This window comes from Streptomyces albidochromogenes (assembly GCF_005981925.1).
GTDB lineage: Bacteria > Actinomycetota > Actinomycetes > Streptomycetales > Streptomycetaceae > Streptomyces > Streptomyces albidochromogenes.
This window is the reverse complement of the sequence record NZ_VBVX01000220.1, coordinates 1-11,339: the sequence shown is the minus strand read 5'-3', so window position 1 is coordinate 11,339 and position 11,339 is coordinate 1. Positions and strand designations below refer to the sequence as shown.

Here is an 11,339-nt window from a genome sequence, read left to right as displayed (position 1 = left end):
CTACCCCACCCGCTCGATCCGGGCGTTGCGGATCAGGAACTTGCCGGGCTCCCGGACCTGCTCGAATGCCGCGTTGTTCAGCAGGGCGCAGCTTCCGGAGGCCGAAGTGACTTCGACCGTCGTCGACTTGGCGTTGTCGAGGTTGGTGACCTTGAGCTTCGTGCCGACCGGGAACTCCCCGCTGGAGGCGGCCGGCGCGCCGCCCTCGCCGGACAGTGTGACGGTCGACCCGGCGCACACCACTTCACCGGCCGCCCCGGCGCCCGCGCCCTGCCCGGCCTCCTCACCGGCGCCCTGGCCCCCGCCGCCCTCGGCGGGCGGCGCCGACTCCTCGCCGGGGGGAGCGGCCTGCTCTCCACCGCCCGCCTGGTCCCCGCCGCCCGCCTGGTCCGCGGGCGGGGCCTGGGCGTCGTCCGGCGGCGCGGCCGCGTCGCACCCGGACGCCGCCTGCTGACGCCTGATCTGCTCGATGACCGCCTCCCGGTTGGCGATCCGCGCCGGCGACTGCGCGTCGGGATTGGCCCGCTGGCCGGCGATGAACTGCTCGTTGTTGCTCAGCGCGGTGGCCAGCCCGTCACAGGCCACCGAAGCCTGGCTCGTGCCGGTCATCACGACGGCGGTGCCCGCGACCAGCGCGGCGGCGCCCGCCAGCAGGGCGAGCTTCTTCTTGCGACTGAGGGACTTCTTGCGGGACACGTGCGACTCCTGTCCGCGGCCGTGCACACCACGGCCGCTTGGGTTTCCGTGTGCCGTTACGTACGAGTAGCAAGCCCGTCCGTCTCAATGACCCCAGCCGCAACTTCCGTATCAGGCAGGCGGAAGCGCCCGGCACAGCGCGTCCAGCGCCCCCGTCCACGCACTGTCCGACGGCCTCGCGTATCCGACCACCAGCGCGTCCCGGTCCCGCTCCACCGCCGGGTGGCGGAAGCTGCCGACGCCCTCCAGCGCCAGCCCCTGCCACGCCGCCGCCTGCACCACCGAGCGCTCCGTGCCGGGCGGCAGCTCCAGCACGGCGTGCAGCCCCGCGGCGATCCCCGTCACCCGCACGTCCGGCGCCCGCTCCGCCAGCGCCGCCACGAGCTGGTCGCGCCGCCGCCGGTAGCGCAGCCGCATCGCGCGCACGTGACGGTCGTACGCACCGGAGGTGATGAACTCCGCGAGCGTGAGCTGGTCCGGCGAGCCGCACGTCACGTCGGCCTTCACCATCGCCGCCGCCACCTCGTCCGCCAGCGCCCCGGGCAGCACCATCCACGCCAGCCGCAGGCCGGGCGCGAGCGACTTGCTCGCCGTCCCCAGGTAGACCACCCGCTCCGGGTCGAGCCCCTGGAGGGCGCCGACCGGCTGCCGGTCGTACCGGAACTCCCCGTCGTAGTCGTCCTCCAGGATCAGCCCGCCCGTCCCGCGCGCCCAGTCGACGGCCGCCGCGCGCCGTTGTGGACGCAGGGCCACCCCGATCGGGAACTGGTGGGCGGGCGTCAGCAGCACCGCCCCCGCGCCGCCCAGCTCCGCCAGCTCGCCGGTGCGCGAGCCGTGCGCGTCGAACCCCAGCGCCGGGGTGCCGAACCCCGCCTCGGCGAGGAGGTCCCGGTGGTAGTGCAGACCGTACGACTCGACGGCCACCTCCCGTACCCGCCGCCGCCCCAGCACCTTCGCGAGGAGCGCCAGGCCGTGCACGAACCCGGAGCAGACGACGACGCGCTCCGGCGTGGCCCGCACGCCGCGCGCCCGCGCCAGGTACTCGGCGACGGCGGTGCGCAGCTCGACGCGGCCCCGCGGATCGCCGTACCCGAACGCCTCGTGCGGCGCGGCCGTCAGCGCGCGCCTGGCCGCCTTGAGCCACTGCGCACGGGGAAAGGACGCGAGGTCGGGCGAGCCCGGCATGAGGCTGTACGCCGGTTCCCGCCGCGCGTCACGGCGCGTCACGGCGGCGGGCGTCGCGGCGTCGCGGGGCGCGGCCCGCCGCGCCACCCGGGTGCCGGAGCCCTGGCGGGCGGTGAGCCAGCCCTCGGCGACCAGTTCGGCGTACGCGTCGGCGACGGTGTTGCGGGCGACGCCCAGGTCGGCGGCGAGCGACCGGGAGGACGGCAGCCGCGTCCCGGAGGCCAGCCTGCCGGTGCGGACGGCTTCGCGCAGGGCGTCCGTCAGGCCCCTGCGCAGCCCGGAGGCGCCCAGCTCCAGATGCAGGTCGACACCGGGGGCGACAGCGGCGGCCGGCGAAGTGGCCCAGGAATCCGTCACGTAAATGGACCATACCGGTGCGCCAGTGCCCCCGTAGCGTCGTTGCCATGACCACGGACACGCACAGCGCCACGACCACCGCCCCGTACGCCCACGAGCACACGCCCCGCCTGGAATGGGCGAAGCTCGCACCCGACGTCTACAAGGCCATGATCGCGCTCGACGCGGCGTCGAAGAAGGGCCTCGACCCGCGGCTCGTCGAGCTGGTCAAGATCCGCGCCTCGCAGATCAACCACTGCGCCTTCTGCGTCGACATGCACTCCAAGGACGCCCTCGCGGCCGGTGAGTCGATCGAGCGGATCGTCCAGCTCAGCGCCTGGGAGGAGTCCCGGCACTTCTACACCGAGCGGGAGGCGGCGGCGCTCGAACTGACCGAGGCGGTCACCGTCCTGACCGACGGTTTTGTCCCGGACGAGGTGTACGCGAAGGCCGCCGAGCACTTCGACGAGCCGGAGACGGCCCGTCTGATCGCCCTCATCACGGTCATCAACGCCTGGAACCGCTTCGGCGTGACCACCCGCATGGTCCCCGGCCACTACACCCCGGGCGCCTTCACGCACTGACTCGTACCGGTACCGGGAACGCCCGAGGGGCCCGTCGCGCACGACAGGCCCCTCGGGCTCAACCGGCCGACGGCCTACTTCTTCGGCATCCAGGCCTTCCACGTCGACTCGTTCGCCTTGACCCACTTCTCGGCCGCGGCCTCGGGCGACAGCTTCTCGTCCGCGATCATCAGGGCGACCTCGTTCTGCTGCTCGGTCGTCCACTTGAAGTTCTTCAGGAACTCGGCCGCCTTGCCGCCGTTCTTCGCGAAGTCCGCGTTGAAGAACTTCTGCAGCGGCGTGTTCGGGTAGGCGCAGGCGACCTTCTTCGGGTCGGCGTCGCAGCCTTCCTTGTACGCCGGCAGCTTGACCTCGACCATGTCGATCTCGGCGTTCAGCCACTGCGGCGTCCACCAGTACGTCAGGAACGGCTTCTTCGCCTTGGCGTACTTCTTCATGGCCGTGATCTGGCTGGCCTCGGAACCCGAGTAGTTCGTCTTCAGGTTCAGCTTCAGGTTCTTGATGATCGCGTCGTCGTTGGTGACGTAGTCGGGCGACCCTTCGAGGATCTCGCCCTTGTCACCGCTCTCCGCGGTCTTGAACTCGTCGGCGTACTTGTTGAGGTTCTTCCAGTCCGTGACGTCCGGGTGCTTGTCCGCGAAGTACTTCGGCACGAACCAGCCGATGTGCCCGGTGACACCGAGGTCGCCGCCCTTGACGACGGTCTTCTTGGTCTCGACGTACTGCTTCTCCTCCTTGGGGTGGCCCCAGTCCTCCAGGATCCCGTCGATGTCGCCCTTCGACAGCGCGTCCCACGCGAGGACCTCGCCCATCTGCTGGGTCTTGACGGTGTAGCCGAGCTCCTTCTCCAGGAGGTACGCCGCGACCGCGGTGTTGGCCTGGGCGCCGACCCACGAAGGGACGGTCAGCTTCACGGTCTTCTTGTCGCCGGCCTCGTTGCTCTTGCCGGTCTCGGCGGCGCCGCACCCGCTGAGGGCGAGCAGGCCGAGCACGGCGGTGGCGGCGACGGCTGTACGGGCATTTCGCGTCTTCGTGCGCATGGTGAGGGTGACTCTCTTCGTTCGCAGGAATGAGGCAGGAAGCAGGGGGCCGGTCAGCCTTCGTGCCGACGGCGCGAGCGGCCCGCGCCGGGCTGGGTGAGGCGGTCGAGTACGAGGCCGAGGCAGACGATCGCCGCGCCGGCGGTCATGCCGACGCCCATCTCGCCGCGCGAGAGGCCCTTGACCACGTCGTAACCGAGGGCGCCACCACCGACGAGACCGCCGACGACGACCACCGCGAGGACCAGCACGACGCCCTGGTTGACGGCGAGCTGGAGCGCCGGGCGGGCCAGCGGGAGCTGCACCTGGAGGAGTTGCTGCCGGGAGCCGGCGCCCAGGGAGCGCGCGGCCTCCAGGGCGGCCGGGTCGACCTCCCGGATCCCCTGGGTGGTGATGCGGACCACGGCCGGCAGCGCGTACACGACGGCCGCGATGATGGCGGAGGCACGCGTGACGCCGAACAGCGCCACCACCGGGATCAGGTACACGAACTGCGGCATCGTCTGCATCGCGTCGAGGACCGGCCGCATCCACCGTTCGAAGCGCCCGGCCCGCGCCGCCGCGACACCGAGCGCGAAGCCCAGCAGCAGGGTCACGAAGAGCGCCGCGATCACCTGGGACAGCGTGTCGAGGGACTTCGTCCATACGCCGAGCACACCGACGGCGCCCAGCGCGAGCGTCGAGGTGAGCGCGGTCGCCCACGTGCCGACCAGCCACGCCAGCCCGGCAACGATCAGCAGCAGCGCCCACCAGGGCAGCCACACCAGACCGTCGCGCAGCGGGTTGAGCACCCACAGCGTGAAGTTCTCCGACCACACCTCGGTGCCGCCGAGGACCGGGACGCCCGAGGCGAGGTGCTCGGTGATCCAGTCCTGCGCCTTGTTGACCGGCGTGGAGATGTCGTACGTCCAGCCCTCCGGCCACGTCGGGGCGAGCAGCGCGCGGTTGGCGGCGGCGGCAGCGGCGGTGACGACCGCGACCAGCGCCCACGCGCGCCACCCGTGGAGCAGCCGCGAGCCGCCCGGCACGGAGGTGCCGATGCGCTCGCCCGCAGCCGCCGTCGTACGGTCGAGCCAGACCGCGATCAGCACGATCGGGATGCCGGCCGCGAGCGCCTTGCCCACGTCGACCGTCGACAGCGCCGAGTAGACCTCCTCGCCGAGACCGCCGGCGCCGACGAGGGCCGCGATGACGACCATCGACAGCGCCATCATGATCGTCTGGTTGAGGCCGAGCAGCATCTCCTTGCGGGCGAGCGGCAGCCGGGCCGTCCACAGCCGCTGCCGGCCGCTCGCGCCGAGCGAAGCGGAGGCCTCCAGTACCCCGGCGTCCGCGCCGCGCAGGCCGAGCGCCGTGAGGCGGGCCATGGGCGGGGCGGCGTAGATGACCGTGCAGAAGAGGGCGGCGGGGGTACCGGTGCCGAAGACGAGCACGAACGGCAGCAGGTACGCGAAGGCCGGCATGACCTGCATGGTGTCGAGCACCGGGCGCAGCATCCGGTGGAAGCGGTCGGAGAGTCCGGCCGCGAGTCCGAGCGCGATGCCGAGCAGGGAGGCGACGGCGACGGCGACGACCATCAGCGCGATGGTGAGCAGCGTGGCGTCCCACATGCCGAGCAGCCCGCACACGGCGAACACGACGGCCGCGATGCCCGCCGTCTTCGCGCCGCGCCGGTCGAATCCGGCGGCGCGCCAGGCGAAGAGCACCGCCAGGGCGGCGAAGCCGACCCAGCCGAGCGCGTCGAGTCCGTTGTAGACGGCGTCGACGGCGTCGGTCGCGGTGTTGGACAGGTGCAGCAGGAAATACAGGAAGAGCGGGTGGGACTCGCGGTTGTCGATGACCCACTCGTTGGCGTCGTCGAGCGGTCCGGACACGTCGACGGTCAGGGCGGCGGGCCAGCTTCCGCCGCCCCACAGCACGACTCCGAGCGGTACGAGAACGAACGCGGCGACGGCGAGCGGCAGCAGCTTGCGGCCGGCCCGGTGGCGTACGACCGAGGCGAGGCGGCCGGGGCCGGGCACGGCCCGCTGCGCCGGCTTCTCCTTCGAGGGCGTGGTGACGGCCGCCGTCATGCGGCGACCGCCTTCTGATCCGAGGGGCCGAGGCCGGCGACGACGGCGAGCAGCCCCTGGTGGTCGACGACGCCGATGCAGCGCCCGTCCTCCATGACGCGGGCGGGGGCGCCGGTGCGGGCGACGGCCTCGATGGCGGCCGAGACGGTGGCGTCGGGGGCGACGGAGGCGCCGGCCTCGGCCTCGGCCACGTCCGCGGCGGGACGCATGGCCGTGCGTACGGTCATCACCTGCTCGCGGGCCACGTCGCGGACGAAGTCCCGCACGTAGTCGTCGGCGGGCGAGCCGACGATCTCCTCGGGGGTGCCGAGCTGCACGATCCGGCCGTCGCGCATCAGCGCGATGCGGGTGCCGAGCCGCAGCGCCTCGCTGAGGTCGTGGGTGATGAAGACCATGGTGCGGCCCTCTTCGCGGTGCAGGCGGATCACTTCCTCCTGCATGTCGCGGCGGATCAGCGGGTCGAGGGCGCTGAACGGCTCGTCGAAGAGCAGGACCTCGGGGTCGACGGCGAGGGCGCGGGCGAGGCCCACGCGCTGCTGCTGTCCGCCGGAGAGCTGCCCGGGGCGGCGCTCCTCCATCCCGGCCAGCCCGACCTTCTCGACGACCTCGGCGGCCTTGGCGCGGCGCTCCGCCTTGCCCATGCCCTGGATCTCCAGGCCGTAGGCGACGTTGTCGACGACCGAGCGGTGCGGCAGCAGGCCGAAGTGCTGGAAGACCATGGAGGCGCGGTGCCGGCGCAGTGCGCGCAGCCGCGACTTGTCCATGGACAGGACGTCCTCGCCGTCGATGGCGACGGCGCCGGAGGTGGGCTCGATGAGCCGGGTGAGGCAGCGTACGAGCGTGGACTTGCCGGAGCCCGAGAGCCCCATGACGACGAAGACCTCGCCCTTGTGCACGTCGAAGGAGACGTCGCGCACGGCGGCGGTGCAGCCGGTGCGGGCGCGCAGTTCCTCGGCGGACAGTCCGGCGTACTCGGGGTTCGCCGGTACGCGGTCGGCCTTCGGGCCGAAGACCTTCCACAGGTTTCGTACGGAGAAGACCGGTTCGGCGGCGTTCGTATGTTCAGGAGCGGTCATCACGCATCACCTCCCGGTGTTGTGGTTGCTGCAAGCAGTTCGGCGCACTTCTCCCCGACCATCAGGACCCCGATCATCGGGTTCACAGCAGGCATCGTCGGGAAGACGGACGCATCGGCGATACGGATGCCTTCGAGGCCACGAATTTTCAAGTCCGGTGCCACTACGGCGAGTTCATCCTCGACATCTCCCATCCGGCAGGTGCCCGCCGGGTGGTACACGGTGTGCGCGACCTTCCGGGCGTACTCGCTGATGTCCTCGTCGGAGGTGACCTCCGGGCCGGGGCACACCTCGCGCTTGAGCCACTTCGCGAGCGGCTCGGCCTGGGCGATCTCGCGGGCGATGCGGATGCCGTCGACGAGCGTCCGGGCGTCGTAGTCGTCCTCGTCCGTGAAGTAGCGGAAGTCCAGCGCGGGCTTGACGGCCGGGTCGGCGCTGGTCAGGAAGAGGCGGCCGCGGCTGTGCGGCTTGGGGATGTTCGGGGTCATCGACACGCCGTGCGCGGGGCGTTCGTAGCCGAGGCGCTCGGGGTTGTCGGTGAACGGGATCTGGTAGAAGTGGAACATCAGGTCCGGGCCGCGGCTCGCCGCGTCGCGCCGTACGAACAGGCCCGCGTCCGAGTCCATCGCCGAGTTTTCCGGTATCGGACCGTCCGTCTCCCAGACGATGACCGACTCCGGGTGGTCGAGCAGGTTCTCGCCGACGCCCGGCAGGTCGTGCACGACGGGAATGCCGAGCGCTTCCAGGTCCTGCCGGGGCCCGATGCCCGAGTGCATCAGCAGCCGGGGCGTGTCCACCGCGCCGGCGCAGACCAGCACTTCGCGGCTCGCCTCGACGAGGACCTCCTCGCCGTCCTTGGTCCGCACCCGCACGCCGGTCGCCCGGGTCCCGTCCAGCTCCAGCTTGTACGCCCAGGTCTCCAGCATCAGGTGGAGGTTCGGCCGGTCCAGGAACGGGTGCAGGTACGCGACCGAGGCGGACGAGCGCTTGTTGTCCTCGGGGTGGTAGGCGAGGTCGAAGAAGCCGACGCCCTCGTGGAAGGGCTGCTTGTTGAACCCCTCGACGCGCGGCACGCCGAGGGCGTCCTGCGCGGCGTCGACGAAGTCGCGGGCGATGGCGTTCCGGTCCTTCTCGTCGACCGGCACGATGTTGTTGCGCAGCTTGTGGAAGTACGGCGCCATGGAGTCGGCGCCCCAGCCCTTGGCGCCCGCGGTCTCCCACTCGTCCCAGTCGGACGGCAGGGGCTGGAAGGCGATGAGGGTGTTGTGCGAGGAGCAGCCGCCCAGGACGCGGGCCCGGCTGTGCCGGATGTGGGAATTGCCGCGTGGCTGCTCGGTGGTGGGGTAGTCGTAGTCGAGCTCGCCGCCCAGCAGGCCCATCCAGCGGCGCAGGGTGAGGACGTCGGGCCGGTCCACGTCGGTGGGCCCTCCCTCGATGACGGCGACGCGGACCGACGGGTCCTCGGTCAGCCGGGACGCGATCACCGAGCCTGCGGTGCCGCCCCCGACGACGACGTAGTCGTATACGGGCATGGGTTACTGCTCCTCTTTCGTGCGGCCGCGCTCGTCGGGCCGGCGGGTCAGTCCGGTCCGGCGTTCGAGGACCGGTGGTCCGGGGCGAAGGCCCCGGCAGTCGGTACGGGGCGGACAGGCGGTACGTCTCAACCCGCGAACCAGCGCACCGGCCGCGGTTCCAGGTTCTGGTAGACGTGCTTCGCCTCGCGGTACTCGGCGAGACCGGACGGCCCGAGTTCACGCCCGACACCGGACTTGCCGAACCCGCCCCACTCCGCCTGCGGCAGGTAGGGGTGGAAGTCGTTGATCCACACCGTGCCGTGCCGCAGCCGCCCCGCGACCCGCCGCGCCCGCCCCGCGTCGGCCGTCCAGACCCCACCGGCCAGCCCGTACTCGGTGTCGTTGGCGAGGGCGACGGCCTCGTCCTCGGTACGGAAGGTCTCCACCGTCAGGACCGGCCCGAAGACCTCCTCCCGTACGACGCGCATCTCGCGGTGGCACTGGTCGAGGACCGTCGGCGCGTAGAAGTAACCGCCCTCGGGCCGTACGTCGGACGGCTCGGGCCGGGCGCCGCCGGAGCGCAGCACCGCGCCCTCCTCCAGCGCGGAGGCGACGTACATCTCCGTCTTCGCCAACTGCTGCGCGGAGACGAGCGGTCCGCACTCCACGCCGTCGGCCGTGCCGCGGCCGAGGCGGATCTTCGCGGCCCTGCGGGCGAGTTCGGCGACGAAGCGCTCGCGCACCGACTCCTCGACGATGAGCCGGGAGCCGGCCGAGCAGACCTGGCCGCTGTGGATGAAGGCGGCGTTCAGCGCCTGGTCGACGGCGGTGTCGAAGCCCTCTTCGGTGGCGCAGGCGTCGGCGAAGACGACGTTCGGGTTCTTGCCGCCCAGCTCCAGCGCGACCTTCTTCACGGTGACGGCGGCCGCCTGCATGACCTTCGTACCGCTGGCGAGGCCGCCCGTGAACGACACGAGGTCGACATCGGGGTGCTCGGACATCCGCGCGCCGACGGGGTCGCCGGCGCCGGTCACGAGGTTGGCGACCCCGGCCGGAAGCCCCGCCTCCACCAGCAGCTCGATCAGCGCGACGGTCGTCAGCGGGGTGATCTCGCTCGGCTTGATGACGAAGGTGTTGCCCGCCGCCAGGGCCGGGGCGATCTTCCAGCTCGCCTGGAGCAGCGGGTAGTTCCACGGCGCGATGAGCGCGCAGACACCGACCGGCTCGTGCACGACGACGCTGTGGATGCCGGGGGAACCGGCGTCGACGACCCGGCCCCCGCTCTCATGGACGACGAGGTCGGCGAAGTACCGGAAGGCGTCCGTCACGCAGTCGACGTCGACCCGGCCCTCCTCCAGCGTCTTGCCCGCGTCGCGGCTTTCGAGGAGCGCGATGTCCTCGCGGTCCCGCTGGAGCAGCTCACCGACCCGGCGCAGCAGCGCGGCCCGCTCGGCCACCGGGGTACGGGGCCACTCCCCCGAGTCGAAGGCCGTACGGGCGGCCGCGACCGCGGCGTCGACATCGGCCGCACCGCCCTCGGCGACGACGGCGAAGGGCTTGGCGTCCGCGGGGTCGATGATCTCGCGCGTGGCGCCGGAAGCGGCTGCCTGCCACTTCCCGCCCACATGGATGGTCTGTTGTGCCGACACGTCGCGTTTCGCCTTCCGTTCCCGATATGTACTGCCAGTAAAGAGACCGGCGACCGGGAGCCCTCCCCCCGAAGCCGCGAACCATGCACAACACATGGCCGAAAGTGTGCTGTGTCACGAACGTTGTGCAACAAAAGCGGTCAGAACCTGCCATTCATCCGGAAGCACACGCCCACCGCACCGAGCAGTACGCGACGCACCCGCCCTACCGGCCGGGGCCCGCCGCGAACCACCCGCAGACGACCCCGAACCCAGGCACGACAACCGCGACCCCAGCGCCAAACGGCGAAATCCAGCCCCACGAGGAGCGCCCCGCTCAACCCCCCAGCAGCGCGCCCACCGCCGCCACGGCAGCGGCCCCGGACGCCAGCAGCTCCACCCCCGGCCCGGCCGCCGTGAGCGCGTCGCGCAGCCGGGCGAGGCGGCCGGGCGTGACCTGCCCCTCCTCCTCGATCTCCTCCTCGGTGGAGACCAGCTCGGCATCCAGGACGACGGTGGCGTCATTGGCGACGAGCCGCTCCAGATCCGCCCGGAGCTCCCGCACGACGAGGAGAAGCTCCTCCTGCGCGGGGTCACGGGGCGGCTGGGCGTAATGGTTGGCGTTGGTGACGGTGTTGCTGTCGCCGATGCCGATGGCGCTGTTGCTCACGGCCCCGACGTGGATCGACGGCTGCTCGCCGGACTTCCCCACTGCGCGCTCCCCCCTCGTTGGCCGGGTCGCCTCACTGGCGCGGGCGCCACGGGTCCTCTGCCGAGCAGATCGCCGGACTGAACGGGCGAGGCGATCCGGGCACCCTCCCCCTACCCGAACAGCCGTACAACCAAGGCGAGTTCGTACGGAAAGGGCTGACAGTGTAAACCCCCGGACGGACACAGCAACGCCCAAAGGGCTTACACCACCCGCAACGCCGGGAGCCGTCACCGCCTCCCGCACGGCCCGGGTCGAGGCGCTCGCATGGACCAAACCCAACAGTTGACGCCCACTCGCCCCTCCACAACGGGATAAAGCCAGGCCTTCCGGGCGTCAGGATGCATCGTCTGCCGGTTTCGGTTCCTCACACCCCGTAAAGGACGCGAACCGCCCCGCCGGCACGGTCGACAGGCGGCCTTCGGCCGGCCCGCCTGCAACGGTGGTGCCAACAACCGTCGCCGCAGTCGCTGAGACTGGGGCCGCACCACCCCTAGAC

General features: G+C 71.8%; 9 protein-coding genes. 1 reads left to right on the top strand and 8 read right to left on the bottom strand.

Going from position 1 to position 11,339, the window contains the following annotated elements:
* A complete protein-coding gene (locus tag E2E34_RS24380) occupies window positions 1–696 on the bottom strand; it encodes an SCO2207 family protein (protein WP_138904062.1) in 696 nt (231 codons plus the stop codon).
* Between the two features lie 111 nt (window positions 697–807).
* On the bottom strand, window positions 808–2,238 hold the full coding sequence (pdxR, locus tag E2E34_RS24375) for a MocR-like pyridoxine biosynthesis transcription factor PdxR (protein ID WP_138904061.1): 1,431 nt from the start codon (window positions 2,236–2,238) through the stop codon (window positions 808–810).
* Between the two features lie 47 nt (window positions 2,239–2,285).
* Here pdxR and E2E34_RS24370 point away from each other — a divergent pair, with 47 nt between their 5' ends.
* Window positions 2,286–2,801, top strand: a complete 516-nt coding sequence (locus E2E34_RS24370) for a carboxymuconolactone decarboxylase family protein (protein WP_138904060.1) — start codon at window positions 2,286–2,288, stop codon at window positions 2,799–2,801.
* A gap of 74 nt (window positions 2,802–2,875) precedes the next feature.
* Here E2E34_RS24370 and E2E34_RS24365 read toward each other — a convergent pair whose 3' ends face one another.
* The 6 genes from E2E34_RS24365 to E2E34_RS24340 all read right to left on the bottom strand — a co-directional run bounded on the left by E2E34_RS24365 (window position 2,876) and on the right by E2E34_RS24340 (window position 10,843).
* Window positions 2,876–3,841: an ABC transporter substrate-binding protein gene (locus tag E2E34_RS24365; protein ID WP_138904059.1), complete on the bottom strand. Its 966-nt coding sequence runs from the start codon at window positions 3,839–3,841 to the stop codon at window positions 2,876–2,878.
* 53 nt (window positions 3,842–3,894) lie between these two features.
* A complete protein-coding gene (locus E2E34_RS24360) occupies window positions 3,895–5,913 on the bottom strand; it encodes an ABC transporter permease (protein WP_138904058.1) in 2,019 nt (672 codons plus the stop codon).
* Window positions 5,910–6,989: a quaternary amine ABC transporter ATP-binding protein gene (locus tag E2E34_RS24355; protein WP_138904057.1), complete on the bottom strand. Its 1,080-nt coding sequence runs from the start codon at window positions 6,987–6,989 to the stop codon at window positions 5,910–5,912. The genes E2E34_RS24360 and E2E34_RS24355 overlap by 4 nt, the downstream gene beginning before the upstream one ends.
* Window positions 6,989–8,521 (bottom strand): GMC family oxidoreductase, encoded by a 1,533-nt coding sequence (locus tag E2E34_RS24350; RefSeq protein WP_138904056.1) that lies wholly within the window; start codon window positions 8,519–8,521, stop codon window positions 6,989–6,991. The genes E2E34_RS24355 and E2E34_RS24350 overlap by 1 nt, the downstream gene beginning before the upstream one ends.
* A 128-nt stretch (window positions 8,522–8,649) precedes the next feature.
* Window positions 8,650–10,152, bottom strand: a complete 1,503-nt coding sequence (locus tag E2E34_RS24345) for an aldehyde dehydrogenase family protein (protein ID WP_244316042.1) — start codon at window positions 10,150–10,152, stop codon at window positions 8,650–8,652.
* A gap of 316 nt (window positions 10,153–10,468) precedes the next feature.
* Window positions 10,469–10,843, bottom strand: a complete 375-nt coding sequence (locus E2E34_RS24340; RefSeq protein WP_138904054.1) for a hypothetical protein — start codon at window positions 10,841–10,843, stop codon at window positions 10,469–10,471.
* Window positions 10,844–11,339: the final 496 nt, after the last annotated feature.

Bases quoted from the DNA above. Each gene is read 5' to 3' on its own strand.
- E2E34_RS24365 (WP_138904059.1), bottom strand. From the start codon at position 3,841: ATGCGCACGAAGACGCGAAATGCCCGTACAGCCGTCGCCGCCACCGCC.
- E2E34_RS24355 (WP_138904057.1), bottom strand. From the start codon at position 6,989: ATGACCGCTCCTGAACATACGAACGCCGCCGAACCGGTCTTCTCCGTA.
- E2E34_RS24350 (WP_138904056.1), bottom strand. From the start codon at position 8,521: ATGCCCGTATACGACTACGTCGTCGTCGGGGGCGGCACCGCAGGCTCG.
- E2E34_RS24370 (WP_138904060.1), top strand. From the start codon at position 2,286: ATGACCACGGACACGCACAGCGCCACGACCACCGCCCCGTACGCCCAC.
- E2E34_RS24360 (WP_138904058.1), bottom strand. From the start codon at position 5,913: ATGACGGCGGCCGTCACCACGCCCTCGAAGGAGAAGCCGGCGCAGCGG.